This window comes from Alloalcanivorax gelatiniphagus, from assembly GCF_005938655.1.
Taxonomy (GTDB): domain Bacteria; phylum Pseudomonadota; class Gammaproteobacteria; order Pseudomonadales; family Alcanivoracaceae; genus Alloalcanivorax; species Alloalcanivorax gelatiniphagus.
The window spans coordinates 295,475-312,136 of sequence record NZ_VCQT01000045.1; the positions used below are offsets into that span (position 1 = coordinate 295,475).

Consider the following 16,662-nt stretch of genomic DNA (forward strand, 5'->3'; position numbering starts at 1 on the left):
CCGGTCAGTCGCCGCCTAGGCGCCGTGGCCCGGGTCCGTTATCCTTCACTCCTGACAATCAATGGGCCATGGCGCGTTCGTCGCCCCGGCCCACGGACCTGGAGCCCGCATTCCCATGGGTCAGCGCACACCCCTTTATGACGCCCATCTCGCCGCCGGTGCCAAGATGGTGGATTTCGGTGGCTGGGACATGCCCATCCACTATGGCTCCCAGCTGGAGGAACACCACGCCGTGCGCGACGGCGTGGGCCTGTTCGATGTCTCCCACATGACCGTGGTGGATGTGGCCGGTAAGGACACCCGCGCGTACTTGCGCCGCCTGCTCGCCAACGACCTGGACAAGGTGGGCGAGGGTCGCGCCCTCTATACTTGTATGCTCAACGAACGCGGCGGCGTGGTGGACGACCTGATCGTCTACAAGATCGACGCCGAGCACGCCCGGCTGGTGGTCAACTGCGCCACCCGCGACAAGGACCTGGAGTGGATGGAAGGCCAGGCCGGTGGCTTCGCCGTGGACATCCGCGAGCGCCCGGACCTGGCCATGATCGCCGTGCAGGGCCCCAAGGCCCGCGCCTTCCTGCGCGACCTGGTGTGCGACGACGCCCGCGCCGCCCTGGATGAAATGCCGTTCTTCGGCTTCGCCCAGGTGGGCAGCTGGCTGATCGCCCGCACCGGCTACACCGGTGAGGACGGCGCCGAGATCATCCTGCCCGGCGAAAAAGCGCCGGAACTGTGGCAGCGGCTCACCGACGCCGGCGCCCGCCCGGCGGGCCTGGGCGCCCGCGACACCCTGCGCCTGGAGGCGGGCCTCAACCTGTACGGCAACGACATGGACGACGGCGTCACCCCCTGGGAAGCCAACCTGGGCTGGACCGTGGCCCTGGACGACCCGGACCGTGACTTCGTGGGCCGCGCCGCCCTGGAAGCGCAAAAGCAGAAAGATCACACGGTGATGCGTGGCCTGGTGCTTGAAGGCAAGGGCGTGCTGCGCCCCCACCAGACCGTGCACACGCCGAACGGCGAAGGCGAGACTACCAGCGGCACCTTCTCGCCCACCCTTGGCCGGGCCATCGCCTTCGCGCGCCTGCCCGCCGGCACCACCGGCACCGTGGAAGTGGAAATCCGCAACAAGCGCCTCAAGGCGCATGTGGTGAAAACACCGTTCGTGAAGAACGGCAAAGAAGCCTATAAACCGATCTGAGTCCGCCACGAGGGAGAAAACAATGAGCGAGATTCCTGCCGAACTGCGCTACCGCGACAGCCATGAATGGGTCCGCGTCGAAGGCGACGTGGCCGTGGTGGGCATCACCGCCCACGCCCAGGACGCCATGGGCGACCTGGTCTACGTGGAACTGCCCGACCTGGGCCAGGTATTCGCCGCCGGCGACGAAGCCGGTGTGGTTGAATCCGTGAAAGCCGCCTCCGACATCTACGCCCCGGTCTCCGGCGAAGTCGTGGCCATCAACGAAGCCCTCGAAGACGAACCCGAGCGCGTCAACAACGAGCCCTACGCCAGCGGCTGGCTGTTCAAGATCAAAATGGCCGACCAGGGCGAGCTGAAAGAAATGCTGACCGCCGACCAGTATCAGGAACAAATAGACAGCGAATAGCCGCCGGGCGGTTTGCCCGGCGGGCTGCAAGCCTCAGGCTACAAGCTGCAAGCTAAAGACCGGCACCGGCCTGCTTGCGGCTTGAAGCTTGTAGCTTGCAGCCCTTCTTTAACCGTCGTGACCATTCTGTTGACCACCTAATCATCCGGTAACGCCTCCCATGCCCTACATCCCCCATACCGAAGACGACGTCCGCGCCATGCTCGACGCCATCGGCGCCGACCGCATCGAGGATCTGTTCGATGAAATCCCCGCCCACCTGAAAGCCGGCCACGGCCTCGACGCCCTGCCCGAAGGGCGCGGCGAAATGGAAGTGACCCGCCTGATGGCCGAGCGCGCCGAGCAGGACCGCTTCGCCCTCAGCTTTATCGGCGGCGGCGCCTACGCGCACCACGTCCCGGCGGCGGTATGGGAAATCGCAACCCGGGGCGAGTACTACACCGCCTACACCCCCTACCAGGCGGAAGCCAGCCAGGGCACCCTGCAGGTGATCTACGAATACCAAACCCTGATCGCCCGGCTCACCGCCATGGACGTCTCCAACGCCTCGGTCTACGACGGCGCCTCCGGCCTCGCCGAAGCGGTGCTGATGAGCCTGCGCGCCAACCGCAAATCGAAAAGCCGCAAAGTGCTGGTGCCCGACGCCCTCAACCCGCGCTACCGCGCCGCCTGCAACGCCATCGTCCACAACCAGGACGTGGAGCTGGTGTCCGTGCCGTTCTGCACCGACGCCGGCCAGACCCTGGTGGACGGCCTCAAGGAACACGAAGGCCAGGACTACGCCGCCCTGGTGATCAGCCAGCCCAACTACTTCGGCAGCCTGGAAGACGTGGACGCCCTCACCGACTGGGCCCACGCCAACGGCATGCTGGTGATCGCCGTGGTCAACCCCACCTCTCTGGCGCTGCTCACGCCTCCCGGTGAATGGGGCGAGCAGGGTGCGGACATCGTGGTCGGCGAAGGCCAGCCCCTGGGCATCCCGCTCAGCTCCGGCGGCCCCTACTTCGGTTTCATGGCCTGCACCCAAAAACACGTGCGCCAGATGCCCGGCCGCATCATCGGCCGCACCGTGGACATGGAAGGCAAGCAGGGCTTCACCCTCACCCTGCAAGCCCGCGAGCAGCACATCCGACGCTCCAAGGCCACCAGTAACATCTGCACCAACCAGGGCCTGGCCATGACCGCCGCCACCATCTACACCTCGCTGCTCGGCCCCGACGGCCTCGCCAGCGTCGCCGGCCACTGCCACGCCAACACCCAGAAACTGGCGGACAAACTCACCGCCCTCGACGGCGTCGAACGCACCTTCACCGCCCCGGTGTTCCACGAAGTGGCCCTCACGCTGCCCCAGGACGCCGACACCGTGCTCGCCCGCCTGGCGGAAAAAGACATCCTCGGCGGCCTCAGCCTCGCCAAGGACTACAGCATGAAGAACGCGATTCTGGTGAACGCCACCGAAGTACACACCGAAGGGGATCTTGATCTGTTTGTGGCCGCAATGAAGGAGGTTTTGGCATGAGCAACGAAACCACGCTGATCTTCCAACACTCCCGGCCCGGCCGCAGCGCCACCTCGCAAGCGCCCAAGCCCGTGAGTGAGGACCAACTGTCCGCCATCCCGGCCAACCTGCGCCGCAAGCAAAAGCCAGGCCTGCCGGAAGTGAGCGAGCTGGAAGTGGTGCGCCACTACACCAACCTGTCGACCAAGAACTTCGCCATCGACAAGCAGTTCTACCCGCTCGGCTCCTGCACCATGAAATACAACCCGCGCGGCGCCAACCGCGCCGCCATGCTGCCCGGCTTCCTCAACCGGCACCCGCTGGCCCCGGCCAGCCACAGCCAGGGCTACCTGGCCTGTATGTACGAGCTGCAGAACTTCCTCAAGGAAGTCACCGGCATGAAAGGCGTCTCCCTCGCCCCCATGGCCGGCGCCCAAGGTGAATTCGCCGGCGTCGCCATGATCCGCGCCTACCACGAAGCCCGGAACGACGACGCCCGCACCGAAATCCTGATCCCCGAAGCCGCCCACGGTACCAACCCGGCCACCGCCGTCATGTGCGGCTACAAAGTCCGCGAAGTCCCCGTCAACAAAGACGGTGACGTGGATCTCGAAGCCCTAAAACAAGCCTGCGGCCCGCAAACCGCCGGCCTGATGATGACCAACCCCTCCACCTGCGGCGTCTTTGAACGGCAAATCGAAGCCATCGCCAAAACCGTCCACGACGCCGGCGGCCTGCTCTACTACGACGGCGCCAACCTCAACGCCATCCTCGGCAAAGTCCGCCCCGGCGACATGGGCTTCGACGTCATCCACATGAACCTGCACAAAACCTTCGCCACCCCCCATGGCGGCGGCGGCCCCGGCGCCGGCCCGGTGGGCGTCTCCCAACGCCTGCTCGACTACCTGCCCACCCCCATGGCCGGGCAGGACGAAGAATCCGGCGACTACCACTGGATCGACACCGACACCCTGCCCACCAGCATCGGCCACCTCAGCGCCTTCATGGGCAACGCCGGCGTCCTCCTCCGCGCCTACTTCTACGCCATGGTCCTCGGCCGCGAAGGCATGATCCGCGTCGGCGAATACTCCACCCTCGCCGCCAACTACCTGCTAAAACGCCTCCAAGCCATCGGCTGCCAGCCCGCCTACCCGGACCGCCGCGCCAGCCACGAATTTATCCTCACCTTCGCCAAACAAGCGAAGGACAACCACGTCACCGCCCTCGACATTGCCAAGCGCCTGCTCGACTACAACCAGCACGCCCCCACCATCTACTTCCCGCTGCTGGTCCCCGAATGCTTCCTCATCGAGCCCACCGAAACCGAAACCAAGGAAGCCATGGACGACTTCGTCGCCGCCATGGCCAAAATCCTGGAAGAAGCCAACACCGACCCGGACACCGTCACCCAAGCGCCCTTCACCCAGCCCGTGCGCCGGCTGGACGATGTGAAGGCGGCGAAGGAGTTGGATTTGGTGTGGAGTGAGCCTAATTAGCCGAGCCATCGGGAATATGGCTGTTCTGGAGATAAGAGTATGCCCATGCCGCTTGCTATCGTTGAATGGGCCGTGTGGGCAAATCTGCGCGAAATTAAAGATGTCGAACTGCTGATCGTTAAAGGCCATCTGGCGCTTGATTCCGTTCTTTCGGAAGTAACCAAACAGAACCTGAGTTTTTTCGGTAAAGCCCGTACGCTAGAAGACCAGGAAGGCTTTCAGGATGTTGGCTACCTTCTTCTTGAGATAAATAAAATTAGAAATAAATTGGCGCATGAAATTGACTTTTATTCGGCTGAGGGTGATGCGGAGAATTGGGCTAAGGAAGTTCTATCGAAGGTTGATTATACAAAATTCTGTAGGCTCACAAGAAGAACAACGCTAATTCATGCGTTCTCGGCTATGGCGGCAGCGGTATTCAGGAAGAACGGCTAAGAGTGAAGCCTTCGTAAATGTGGCTAAATTGATTTGGTTGGGTTTACGATATTTTAGGTTGTAAAGAATGGTCTTTGACGAACGAGCAGTTTTGAACATACAAGTCGTGGCGTCCTTGATGATGGCCGCTGAATACTTCTTCCCCAAGGCCGCCAGGCAAGTCATAGATACCTACCTCGTCGGCTACTTCGGCGACATAGATGACAATGTCAGTAAAGATTGGCGAAAGTTTTTGACTTATCTTGGCGGGGCGCGATGGAAGATACTCCTGTCTGCGTCTTTTCTGGTGTTCCTCGCCTTCTTTTACGATCCTCTCTTTTATTACATTGAGCGCGCTGGAGGTGTTGCGTTACTTGGTTCTTTGATTATTTTCGGCTTGGGATTTTTAAAGTCGGCATCAATTATCTGTAACGTGTTGGCTTCCGCAACGGTATTATTTGGGTTTGGTGGGTTGCTTAGAGCAGTCTCCATATTTCTGATTAGAACAGAAAAAGGGCCTTTTGCGGGCGCGGGCTTCGTGTTGTTGCTGATATCTTTTTCAATGCAGTATGCAAGGATAGATGCATTGTAGTTCAGGATTTATGCGTCTTTGTTTCGGTCACTAACCGGGGCGCTCGATCAAGCCAGCCAAGATCATCATGGCCATCAATATCAATAATTGCTCACTTCGCCACAATAATACGCGCGCCAGGATCTACTTCCCGCTGCTGGTGCCCGAATGCTTCCTCATCGAGCCCACCGAAACCGAAACCAAGGAAGCCATGGACGACTTCGTCGATGTCATGGCCAAAATCCTGGAAGAAGCCAACACCAACCCGGACATCGTCACCCAGGCGCCGTTCACCCAGCCCGTGCGCCGGCTGGATGATGTGCAGGTGGTGAAAGAGTTGGATTTGGTTTGGAGTGAGTGATGCTGGGGTTTTAGCCGTTAGTTAGTCGTTACTATTTGAAGGGTTTTTCTGACCCCTTTTTGTGTTTGTGCGACAAGCTTGTATGGGGATTGACTTGCGAATTCGGTCACGTTTTATTGGACAGCGGTAAGTAAGAAACCTTAAGGAAATAAATCAAAAATAGGAGCTGGTTATGTCTTCAACTGGAGAAAAGCCTGGAAAAGGAACTTACTCGTGCGACAAATGCGGTGAGACTGTCTATCTCGACGACGATACCGATACTTTACCGCCATGCCCGCGTTGCCACGGTACCGAGTACACGCCGTAACTATGCGGGTAGGCGGTCCTGAAGTTGGATCTTGCATTGCCGCCTACCCGCAGCGTTTCGCCGGTCAAGAGTTAAGTTCGCTTGCATCAAAAAGTTCAAATCTAGCCACTCCAAATCATCCTGCACTTACGACACCTATCGGTCGTTCCTCATCGGCTGGCCAGATATCTCCCTGTCTGGCCCGATCTGCCCCTTCTCAGCTGGCTAGGTTAGAGCGAAACTATTCATCCAGTGAGGTAATAACTTTCAAGAAAAGGTGGGGAAATGGGAAGGATAAAGCGAGCTGGGTTGAGGTTTATAGTCCTGTGTGGCGTTTTGGGTTTTTCCCAGATGGTCATGCCGTACGCCAAAGCAGCTGACTCAGCTAACCTCCGGTACATAAAAGAATTGAAAAGACAATATGGCGGGATGCTTGACTACCAAGACCCTTACGCTGAGAAAGCTGTTCGCTCTTTCAATATCGACTGCCGCTCCGAGGATGGTAGGTATCTGCCTTTGGAAAATGTGCTGCTAGCAAAAGTGGCTAGCTTGCATGAAGAAAAGACATGGCTGAGAAGTAGAATCTTAAGCCGGGGAGGGGAGGTAAGAATTTATGATGATCTGATAAGAGAAGGTGAGGGCTCTGTTTATAGTGTTCTGGCCTTCGAAATAAATAAATGGGGAGACTTGGTCCCTCATAATTCAAAAGTCGCTGCCGTGATGAATAGTTGCTACGGGAGCTACGGCCCTATATGGATTCTGGGTGATTAAATATTAATAATTCGTTTTTGGAAAAAAACATGAAAGCTAAACTTTTTGCTTTTATTATGACGATTATCAGTCCCGCTCTTACGGCTCATGCTGATAGCATCCCGATGCCGCACCAGATAGAGTTTTCTTCAGGGCTGGTTAAGTACCCTAAAGAGGCTTCGCAGGAGACTTTGGAGCGCTATATACCAGGGTTGACATGTCAAAATTTCATGGGTGATGTCCTGTGCATCGGTGAGACAAATGCTTTCAGCAATATGTTTATTCGAGGTGCAAAATGTTCCTCCGCCGGGGAAATAACTTTTACCCTAAAAGGGAATAAAACTGTAGGTGCATTGTGTGGGCTAGAGAAAGCTTCAGCATCGGAGCTTTTTGAGAAATATACACGTAAGTATGGCGAGCCGAGAAGTACGAACGATAATATCAATGGGATGATTGTTGCTCATAAAGAATGGGTGGTCGGAGGTGAATTGCACACTATCATTCATTATGGCGGGATTGACATCAACGGTGCCGCCTTGGACAAGTACAGCATAAATATCATCAGAGTGGCAGATGATAAAAATTTAGATTGAGATCATCTCGCGGGGCTCACTTCAAATGCGCTGGTTACGGTTGGCGTTAGTCTTAGATAACCATGAAACCGAGTAATTGAGATGAAACGAGACATCAATCTCAAGCAGTACGAGTTAATTTTTCGAATTGTTTCTTCGGTGGGCGAGAAATTCGCTCATGGCGCGACTCGGTCTTGCCAGTTTTACAATGTGACAGGAGCATACATTCTCAAAGAGGCTCTGAAAATAGATGCGAGGCCTATTATGGGGGCTGCATTCGTTAAGGTGAGTCAAGAGGGGCCTGTTCTAGCTTACGCGGGGAAAGAGGATGGTAAGTTTTTCAGTTCTCCTGATGCATTTCACTGTTGGGTTGAGACCGAGCAATTTTATATCGATTTTACGGCTCCTGAATACTGTATGGAGACGAACTATGCAGCAGAATCAATACCAAGGAAAATGTTCCAAAAATCGAAAGCGTCGATGTCAAAGAGTCCCGGACTTCTTCAAAATCCAGGAGACTTCTTCTTTGAAAGACATCCTGAGTTGACTTCCTACCTATTACAAGAAATGTTCTCAAAGGTAGCTAGCGGTGATCTGGCCCAGATATGTTCAGACTGGTACAAGCAGAGCCGTAAAAAAATCGTCCCGGAGTTAGGAGTCATGGATGATAGAGGAGAGAAAATGATTATAAAACTTAAAAAAGCGGCATTGCATGGCGCATGGTAAGCCTAATAATCCTGGTCACGGTGATGTCTGCGACATTGCGGCGTCACCTCCTTTCGTGGCCGCGTGTGCTGGCTGGCATTATGTTGGGTAAAAGCGCGTATGAACGCTATGTGGATTGGGATAGTGGCTGCGTTGGGCGGTGCTCTTATTGGGGCGTCGGCCAGCTTGATACAAATGGTGCTGAACCATTTCCGAGAGAAAGGTCAGCACAATGACTCACTGCTTGTCACGGCTCTTCAATTTCTCGCGGGCAACGAGAATGAGAGAAGCTGCGGTATCTCGATGATTGAGGGAGTCTTCTGTTATAGGAAAGAGTATGTCGGCGTACTGGTACCGGCGTTGACCAGTCAGGCCGTATATTTGCTACTTCACACGGAAGCCACGGCATCGCGCACTGAATTCTACAACTGGCTCCGGATAATGGGGCTTCTCAAGGCGCTTTTCGAACGGTTTCAAATTGTCGGAGACTATTATGGCGAAATTGGCAACGCGTTTCTCATAAAAGGACACCCAGGCCACCGAGGGGGAGTTGATATTCCATTTGAAACGCTCAAGATTTGGGCCCAAAAATACTCGATGAATCTAGATCTGGAGCTGTAAAAGGCGGCATAACGAGTGTCTACAGCCGTGGCTGTAGTTCCCTGGCTTAGACGAACGTGATTTCGGTTCTCGCTTTCGCCTCCACAGGCGACGAAGCCCCAGCTTTTCGCTGGGGCTCGACCCTCACCGACTGCTTTCCCGAACAATCGAAAGCCGCCCGTCCTCAACGGATACCGATACAGGTGTATCGACGGTAAACCCGGCCTGCTCCAGCCAGGTACCTTTGAGGAGAAGGAAGGGGGTGACTGGGTTGCCGCTGTAGGGTTTGCTCTTCAGGGTGTAGTCCCGGTGGCCTTTGCGGACTTTGAGGGTGCGGTATTTCATGGTCGTGCTCCACTGATAGGGTTGTTTAAAGCGTGCCCATTAGGGCGGTCGGGCAGTTAAACACCGCTATCAGACGGCCACGCGCTTTTCCCGAAGGTCTTGTATAGCTACGCGCTACCCGACCATCGATGGGTCGTGGGCACAAAAGTACCGCATTTTGTCGGCCGAGACGACCGCTGATAGGGTGTGTTTAAGCACCGGTATCCAGGCTAGTCGTCACGTCGTTTGAGCACAGTAGGCTGAAGCTGAAATCGTTGTAAGCCATTTGCGCCTCTGTTCGAAAGCATTTCCCTACACCGCAAGGCGCTTGATGGCCAGCATTGCTGGAATGCTAGACGCGATCTATCCAGTAACCCGGCTTTCGGGAATGGTGGGCGAATGCAATGACAACCGTGGTCGACCCACGGCTCAGGGTAATGAAGGAAAAGGGAAAGTGATGCAAAAGCAATCGTTTGGCCCCGCGGCTGCCGGCTTTGCCACCCACGGGAGTGAGCGGCGGATTGGGTTCTTCAAGAAGCCGCACGGCGTGGGCAAAAGCGTCAACCAGACGACCTCCAAGCCCCGGATCTTCCTTTTCGTACCAGGCTGCGGTCCTGGGCAGCTTCCTTGCTGACTTCAATGATCAAAATTAACTCTCTATCCGATCCGGGCCCGTATGCGCGCGAGAACGTCTTCAACATCCAGCAGTTGGGCTTTTCCGCTCTCCACTTCATTGATGCGGCGGCAAAGCTCAATGTCCCAGGCTTCGGCGACATCGTCATCGGCGGGGCCGTCCAGGCTGGCTATCAAGTCTCTGGCCAGCTTTGCCCGCTCCGCTTCGGAAAGCGCCAGGGCGGCGTCTCTCAGGGCTTCGGGGTCTGTACCCATGTCTCGCTCCATATGTGGTTCTATAGGGCGATGATGCCTCATGGCGCGCCGTTATGCGCAGGCCAATGTCCTTGCGACATAGCGTGGATTTAGCGGAACAAGCTCGACGCTGACAATTCCACGTTTGCGGCAGCTTGCTAATCATCCGGATGCTTTGGCTACCGCCGCCTATCGGGACATTGCCGTGAACGGGCCCCCGGCCCTTGGCCGGGGGCAAATTTTTACCGACGAATGATCAAGAGCCGCCCTTCGTCCACGGCGACGGACACCGGGATATCGATGGTGAACCCGGCTTGTTCAAGCGAGGTGCCTTTCAGGAGCAGGAAGGGAGTGATTGGGTTGCCGCTGTAGGGCTCGCTTTTCAGGGTGTAGTCCCGGTGGCCTTTGCGGACTTTGAGAGTGCGATATTTCATGGTCTTGCTCCGATAGATGTACGTCCAAGTTCGCCCATTAAGGGCGGTCGGGCAGTTGAACACCGCTCTATCAGACGGCCGCGCGCTTTCCCCGGAGGTATTGTATAGCTACGCGCTGCCCGACCATTGATTAGTCACGGGCGTTACAGTACCGCAAATCCAACGGGTACGGCGACTGAAGTGCCCTTCACCCAGCCCGTGCGCCGGCTGGATGAAGTGAAGGTGGCGAAGGAGTTGGGTTTGGTTTGGAGTGAGTGACGGTGCCGCTCTAGCAGTTAGTTAGTCGTTACTATTTGAAGGGGCCTTTTGTGGCCCTTTTTTGTGTTTGCGCGACAAGCGGATACAAATGTTGACTTGTGAAGTCGGTCACGTTTTTATTCGTGATAAAGCCCAGCACACTGAGTTCATTTGGGGTGTGAGAGAAAAGGGGTAAACCGAAAATTTTGTACCAGCTTGATCTGCCGTGATTAAAAAATTGGGAGGGGATTCAAATTGAAGATAGCATCTGTGTTCTTGGTTATCATTTTTCTGAGCGGCTGCACGACTGTGAAATATAATGGTTCACCGATGGCCGTAAAAAACGTTGATTACCCTCCTGTGGGGCAAGAGGTTACAGCATACGTTGGGGATCATATGGTCGAAAAGGGCGTTATATATGAAGAGCAGGTACTATATCTGAAACAGCGTGTTGACGGCTTCCTTTACGACATCCCCAGCAATAATTATCCACAAGTAGGGTTCGATAGTAAGCAGGATTTCTTTTCAGCGGTCGGCGTCATCAGAGGTGCGCTATCGGATCCTATTGAAGCTTTGGCCATAAAGAAACAAGGCCATAGCAAACTATGTGTTATTACTACATTGGGTGGCCGTGCTTGTTATGATGCTGACTATGAGAGGCATGGGCGAGTTTCGGAAACAAAAAATAGTTTTCAGCAGACACTAATATACAGCGGTCGCGTAGGAAGCAAGATAAATATCGGATACCGAGAGTTTAGCAATAACACCGCTAGGCCCGCATTCAATAACGAGGTTGAGTATGACCTTTCGGCGTCAAGGGTAATAGGCTACAAGGGAGCGCAAATAGAAGTTTTGAATGCTGACAATAGCAGCATTACCTATAAGTTAATAAGAAATTTCCCGAATAGATAACTAAAAATAAAAATTAAAAAAGGGGGCGCCATGAAAACAATATATAACCCAGATATCATACAAGAGTTCGCTGATAGGTTGTATGCCAAAGCTAATAGTGTAACTCGGTCTTACACTGCACTCGGGGTTATATTGCTCGGTTTCGCTGGGCTCGCAACTGGTCAGCTTGTTTTTGCGGCTGTCGGCGGAATTATTGGTGGCGCGGTCGGTTACGCCTATGGGAAAGAAAAGGCCTTCGCGCATAAACTTCAAGCTCAGACAGCGCTTTGCCAAGTGCAAATAGAGAAGAACTTAAGAAAATAAGTCGATGGGTAAAAAATGAAAAGTCATTGCCCTTTCAGGTTATGGGTAGCCTATCCATTGGAAGATATACCATATTCTAATGGTCCGCACATTAGATGTGAGATATATAAGATAGAGAGATAAACGTCACTTGTCGCGAAGGTTGCCGACCGGAAGGTCGGTTGAAAATGTAAGGCGTTGACACGCGGAGCCTTGCCGTGCCGCCTGATCGGAACGGCGCACGGATATACGTCGGGGGATATACGAAAAACGTCGATGAATAAACTGTTAGATTTACAAGGAGAATGGAATGACCTCAGTTGGGGGGATCGAGCTCCATTACTATTTGAAGGATAGCGAGCACTCAATGGATGCCGTTCTTCGGAATCGCTGTGAGGCAGAGTTGCTTGCAATTTTTCATGAGGTTGCCACCACCCTTGGAGTGCCTGTCCAGATTGATGCTCAAGCCCTTGTAGAAGGTGGGTTAAAGGAAGTTTGGAAATGGGCGGGAGACAATTCTGGACAGCTGAGTGTTGTCCTCTCTGTAGTGGCTATTCTTGTGGCTCTTGCACCACAGATATACGAATCAGAAGAAGAAGCGCTCAGCAAAGAGCTAACCGAATTAAGTATTGAGGAGAAAAGGCTTCAAATTGAAAAGCTCCGTCAAGAATTGCGTGACATTGAGCCAAGAACCAAAAATGCTACTCGAGACAACGCCGTCCACGTACTGAAAAAAGAACCGAAAATAGTTGTAAGACGGTCTAATTTCTACAAAAACCTAAATGGACGTGAAAATGTCAATTCAATTGGAATTTTACCTCTAGATAAAAACCTTAGACCATTTGCGCCAGAAAAGAATGTCCCAAGTGCGCGGTTCCACGAATTCATACTGACTTCGCATTCAATTAAGCCGCTAATCATTGAGAATGCCAAGATCGAAGTCGTCAGCCCAGTGTTGCGAGAAGGGCGTTACAAGTGGAAAGGGATTTATGAAGAGCAGATTATTGGCTTCACGATGCAGGATGCGGCTTTCCAGCACCAAGTTCTAAGAGAAGAGGTTACTTTTCAGCATGGAACATTCTTAGAATGCGTTCTCAATGTCTTTAGAAAGCTAGATGAGGTTGGCGAGGTCGAGATAACGGGGTATGTCGTGACAACTGTAATTCGTAAGTATGACGAAAGACAGTCCATTGAGACTCCACAAGGAAAGAGCTACAAACATGCGCAAAAGTTGCGTGCAGCCCAAGCAGACCTATTTAGCAAGGACAATAAACAAATCTAACCAGCGCAGGCACGGCGACGGCTTTCCCATTGCGGCTTCGCCTCCATTTCAAAACCGCGCATGCTGCGGGCGTTAGATTTTTCAGGTGAGTCAGCCGGAAGGAGATATTCTTGTTCAACTTATTGATTTCGCATGATCCAGATAGCTGGACTAGCTCTCCTTTCGAGCTGGACAGAAGCCGGGTGGCTATCGAGTACACCGCTGATGAGATTAGTGAGCGATATAAATTCTTAGATGATAAAGCTATCGAAGAACTAAAAAGTTTCCCCTCGTTATTTGTGGTTGAAAACGAGGCAGTGGAGTCGCGGGTCGGCTACATAACCAATGTACGCCTGAGACAATCCACCGTTGTTTTTGATTTTGAGTTAGACACAATTTTGCCCAGTCTACCTATTGGCTCAATTGAAGCTCTGCGTATTGATTTCGATCTTGGCCGATGGGAATTATCGCGAACGCATTGGGCTATCAAAGATGAGCCACTATTCGACATTTTGGTCCGAAAGGGATATTTCACGCCTCAGCAGGTCGAAGCTTCCCAAGCTTTGAAGGATAGAGCCGCCGCTCAGCCGCCTATAATTCCTACGGCTCCGGGTGAATTCAATGCTTCTCAGGTTTTTATTGTCCATGGCCACGATGAAATTACTAAACTGGAGATGAAGGATTTCGTTGCTGGGCTTGGATTGGAGCCGATCATACTGCACATGCAGGCCAGCTCAAGCCGGACAATAATTGAGAAAATTGAGTACTACTCAAATGTTGGTTTTGGAATCGTTTTGTACACCCCTTGTGATATTGGAGCGAAGGCTGGCCAGCCCAACGGTCGATATCGGGCGAGGCAAAATGTTGTTTTTGAGCATGGCTTTCTAATTGGGAAGCTCGGGCGTCCTCGGGTTGCCGCTCTGGTCAAAGGCGATGTCGAAACTCCAAATGATATTAGCGGTATGGTTTACATATCGATGGACGAGCAAGGTGCTTGGAAACAAGAACTCGCAAAAGATCTCAGAGCAGCTGGATATCAGGTTTGAGTGAAAATCTAACCAAGCTATGCACCGGTGGTAAACCCCCGCTTCGCTGAGGTTTTACCACCGGTGATGGCGGGCGTTATGTGTAAAACAACAACGATTTTCATCGACTCGAACCAAGATTTTAAGGCCCAAGACGTATGGCCTGACCCTCTTTACTATGAATTGTTATTGGATGCGAGCAAGATTGGAGATATTATATCTAATAGCTTGAGATTAAGTAAGCGCCATTCAAATCAGAACACAATTGCTTCGAGATTTAACGTTTTTTGTAAGCTACCTCAGATACGCAGTGGTTATTTACACGGAACTAATTGTGGCATTATGAGAGGAACTCTATGCACTTAAAAAGTCTTCAAATTATCAATTTTAGGAAATTTTCTAGAGAGAATAATATAGTCGAATTTGTCGCATCGAGCGCGGACTCTTCTAGAAAAGAACCAATTAACTCAGTGGCAGCCTCGACAACGCTGATTGTTGGAAGAAACAACGCGGGTAAGACAACGGTGGCAACAGCACTAAATAAACTAATAAATGAAGCTAGCACTATTTCCGGCAGAGATTTCAATTTCAATTACCTCGGAATATTGCTCAAAGAGCACAAGAAAGGTATCACTGACACTCTGCCTTTTTTGGGTTTCAATATTGTTGTAGGGGTGGATAAAACACGAAACGACCTTCTCAGCAATTTATCACCGTTTATCAGCATAGGGGATGTTGATCCGAGTGCGAACGAAATTGATGTTTCCATCAAGGTAAAATACGAGATTAAAGAAGGAACCCAATTCAGGGATGGTCTAAAGGAGCTAATCGATAGATACTCCAACAATGAGGCGCTGCTTTTTCGAAAGTTTATTGAGTTCGTCGACAAAACGCAGTTTTCAGAAAACTATTTCGGATTGGATGGCACCAAAATTAAAGGTCGTTTCAAGCTATCTGATTTAATAAAACTTAAAACAATTTCTGCCCAAAAGGCGACCGCCAACAACGGACTTGCCGCTACATTCAACAAAATTATCAAATTTCGCCACAAAAACGCTACGGGATCGGATTTTACATCGGTTGAAAACAGCCTGGACAGCATCAATAGCGACATTACCGAAAAAATCAGCTCAGAACATCAAGATACGGTGAACAATGTACTCCACGAGATAGAGTCCGACAAGGCTTTCAGCGTATCCTTATTAGCCGACCTAAATTTCGAAAAACTTCTGAACAGCCTTATCAAGTACGAATATAGCGAAGGTGAGCTGAGTATCCCTGAGAGCCAATTTGGGCTTGGATACAGCAATTTGATGCACATAATAGGAGAAATAATTGGCTATGTTGAACAGTTCCCAGAGGAAGATTGCCAAAGTAAAATCAACCTTATCTCCATCGAGGAACCGGAAACCCATATGCATCCCCAGATGCAGGAGTTATTCATAAAATATATCGACGACGCTGTGGCTCTCTTGCTCGAATCAGCGAAGAAAAAAATCAATAGCCAGATTGTTATCACGACTCACTCGTCTCACATACTAAACAGCAAGATCCACAGCAGTAACTCATTTGATAACATCAACTACATTTCCACGGTAGACGGTCAGTCATGCGTCGTCAAACTCAATGATACTGCTGTTGCAGGGAATGAGGTATTTGACGCCACTAAACACGGCACCGAAGAAGAATTCAAACAGTGGAAACTTGAGAATCTCACATTCCTCAAAAAGCATATAAAGTACAAAGTATCTGAGCTATTTTTCTCAGACGCTGTCATTTTTGTAGAAGGAGTTACAGAAGAAACTATTCTCCCCTACTACATTGAACGAGATGACGCACTGAAGAAATTCTACATTTCAATTTTTAACATCAATGGCGCCCATGGCCAAGTCTACTACCCTCTTGTGAAACTGTTGAATGTCCCAACTCTAGTAGTCACCGACACTGATATTAAACGAAGCGATGAAGAGAAGGAAAACTTCACACAAGTTTCAGACCTTAACGGCAGAACAACTACAAATAGCACGATCAAGCTCTTCAATCGCGACAATGACGACATCAGTCAGCTCAATTCCTATTACGAAAGTGAAAACCTGTACGGCGTATTTCAGCTCGACTCCACAGAATCCTATTTTGCCACCAGTTTCGAAGAGGCATTCATTCTAACCAATTATCAGAATGTCATTATAAATGACATCCTCAAAAACCTGAAACCTAGAATCTATAAGGAAATTTCCGATTCTGGTTCGAATGAAAATTACGAACAAATCAAAAACCATTCCTACAAACTTCAAAAGAAGCTATCGGATAGCAAAAGTGATTTTGCAAATGAATTGCTGTTCAAGCTGATCACGACAGAGGACCCCGCGCATTGCCCCGTTCTACCTTCATATATAAATGCGGGACTTGATTGGCTCAAGCCTCGAATTCCAAAGGCAGTGAAGGGCAGGTCGTAAG

20 protein-coding genes are annotated in these 16,662 nt (G+C 52.0%); 17 read left to right on the forward strand and 3 right to left on the reverse strand.

The genetic code is table 11. The features are described 5' to 3' along the window. Positions 1-115: 115 nt before the first annotated feature. The 12 genes from gcvT (at position 116) to FGS76_RS17170 (ending at position 8,884) form a co-directional block, all read left to right on the forward strand. A complete protein-coding gene (gene gcvT, locus FGS76_RS17115) occupies positions 116-1,201 on the forward strand; it encodes a glycine cleavage system aminomethyltransferase GcvT (RefSeq protein ID WP_138773857.1) in 1,086 nt (361 codons plus the stop codon). A gap of 22 nt (positions 1,202-1,223) precedes the next feature. Next, complete coding sequence (gene gcvH, locus FGS76_RS17120) at positions 1,224-1,610, forward strand: glycine cleavage system protein GcvH (RefSeq protein ID WP_138773858.1); 387 nt, start codon at positions 1,224-1,226, stop codon at positions 1,608-1,610. A gap of 160 nt (positions 1,611-1,770) precedes the next feature. After that, entirely contained in the window at positions 1,771-3,129 is a 1,359-nt protein-coding gene (gene gcvPA, locus FGS76_RS17125; RefSeq protein ID WP_138773859.1) for an aminomethyl-transferring glycine dehydrogenase subunit GcvPA, read from the forward strand. After that, on the forward strand, positions 3,126-4,604 hold the full coding sequence (gene gcvPB / locus FGS76_RS17130; RefSeq protein ID WP_138773860.1) for an aminomethyl-transferring glycine dehydrogenase subunit GcvPB: 1,479 nt from the start codon (positions 3,126-3,128) through the stop codon (positions 4,602-4,604). The genes gcvPA and gcvPB overlap by 4 nt, the downstream gene beginning before the upstream one ends. Before the next feature lie 39 nt (positions 4,605-4,643). Continuing rightward, on the forward strand, positions 4,644-5,039 hold the full coding sequence (locus FGS76_RS17135; RefSeq protein WP_138773861.1) for a hypothetical protein: 396 nt from the start codon (positions 4,644-4,646) through the stop codon (positions 5,037-5,039). A 67-nt stretch (positions 5,040-5,106) separates the two neighbouring features. Next, a complete protein-coding gene (locus FGS76_RS17140) occupies positions 5,107-5,610 on the forward strand; it encodes a hypothetical protein (RefSeq protein WP_138773862.1) in 504 nt (167 codons plus the stop codon). A 67-nt stretch (positions 5,611-5,677) separates the two neighbouring features. Beyond that, positions 5,678-5,950: a hypothetical protein gene (locus tag FGS76_RS17145; protein WP_240692588.1), complete on the forward strand. Its 273-nt coding sequence runs from the start codon at positions 5,678-5,680 to the stop codon at positions 5,948-5,950. Positions 5,951-6,122: 172 nt separating this feature from the next. Next, positions 6,123-6,257, forward strand: coding sequence for a zinc ribbon-containing protein (locus tag FGS76_RS19925; RefSeq protein ID WP_138773863.1), 135 nt, complete (start codon positions 6,123-6,125; stop codon positions 6,255-6,257). A gap of 264 nt (positions 6,258-6,521) precedes the next feature. After that, complete coding sequence (locus FGS76_RS17155) at positions 6,522-7,007, forward strand: hypothetical protein (RefSeq protein ID WP_138773864.1); 486 nt, start codon at positions 6,522-6,524, stop codon at positions 7,005-7,007. Positions 7,008-7,036: 29 nt separating this feature from the next. After that, entirely contained in the window at positions 7,037-7,579 is a 543-nt protein-coding gene (locus tag FGS76_RS17160) for a hypothetical protein (protein ID WP_138773865.1), read from the forward strand. An 81-nt stretch (positions 7,580-7,660) separates the two neighbouring features. Continuing rightward, entirely contained in the window at positions 7,661-8,284 is a 624-nt protein-coding gene (locus FGS76_RS17165) for a DUF2026 family protein (protein ID WP_138773866.1), read from the forward strand. Between the two features lie 99 nt (positions 8,285-8,383). Then, positions 8,384-8,884, forward strand: a complete 501-nt coding sequence (locus FGS76_RS17170) for a hypothetical protein (RefSeq protein WP_138773867.1) — start codon at positions 8,384-8,386, stop codon at positions 8,882-8,884. A gap of 123 nt (positions 8,885-9,007) precedes the next feature. Here FGS76_RS17170 and FGS76_RS17175 read toward each other — a convergent pair whose 3' ends face one another. The 3 genes from FGS76_RS17175 to FGS76_RS17190 form a co-directional block, all read right to left on the reverse strand. Further along, positions 9,008-9,208 (reverse strand): SymE family type I addiction module toxin, encoded by a 201-nt coding sequence (locus tag FGS76_RS17175; protein WP_138773868.1) that lies wholly within the window; start codon positions 9,206-9,208, stop codon positions 9,008-9,010. Positions 9,209-9,844: 636 nt separating this feature from the next. Further along, positions 9,845-10,075: an addiction module protein gene (locus tag FGS76_RS17185; protein ID WP_138773870.1), complete on the reverse strand. Its 231-nt coding sequence runs from the start codon at positions 10,073-10,075 to the stop codon at positions 9,845-9,847. 221 nt (positions 10,076-10,296) lie between these two features. Continuing rightward, positions 10,297-10,488, reverse strand: a complete 192-nt coding sequence (locus tag FGS76_RS17190) for a SymE family type I addiction module toxin (RefSeq protein WP_138773871.1) — start codon at positions 10,486-10,488, stop codon at positions 10,297-10,299. A gap of 492 nt (positions 10,489-10,980) precedes the next feature. On the opposite strand from FGS76_RS17190, the gene FGS76_RS17195 reads away from it, so the two are divergent. The 5 genes from FGS76_RS17195 (at position 10,981) to FGS76_RS17215 (ending at position 16,661) form a co-directional block, all read left to right on the forward strand. Continuing rightward, a complete protein-coding gene (locus tag FGS76_RS17195) occupies positions 10,981-11,637 on the forward strand; it encodes a hypothetical protein (protein WP_138773872.1) in 657 nt (218 codons plus the stop codon). A 30-nt stretch (positions 11,638-11,667) separates the two neighbouring features. Then, positions 11,668-11,940 carry a hypothetical protein gene (locus FGS76_RS17200; RefSeq protein WP_138773873.1) on the forward strand — a complete coding sequence of 91 codons (273 nt, stop codon included), beginning with the start codon at positions 11,668-11,670 and terminating at the stop codon, positions 11,938-11,940. Between the two features lie 289 nt (positions 11,941-12,229). Beyond that, complete coding sequence (locus FGS76_RS17205; protein WP_138773874.1) at positions 12,230-13,201, forward strand: hypothetical protein; 972 nt, start codon at positions 12,230-12,232, stop codon at positions 13,199-13,201. 110 nt (positions 13,202-13,311) lie between these two features. Beyond that, entirely contained in the window at positions 13,312-14,226 is a 915-nt protein-coding gene (locus FGS76_RS17210; protein WP_138773875.1) for a TIR domain-containing protein, read from the forward strand. Between the two features lie 335 nt (positions 14,227-14,561). Continuing rightward, positions 14,562-16,661: an AAA family ATPase gene (locus tag FGS76_RS17215; protein WP_138773876.1), complete on the forward strand. Its 2,100-nt coding sequence runs from the start codon at positions 14,562-14,564 to the stop codon at positions 16,659-16,661. Position 16,662: the final 1 nt, after the last annotated feature.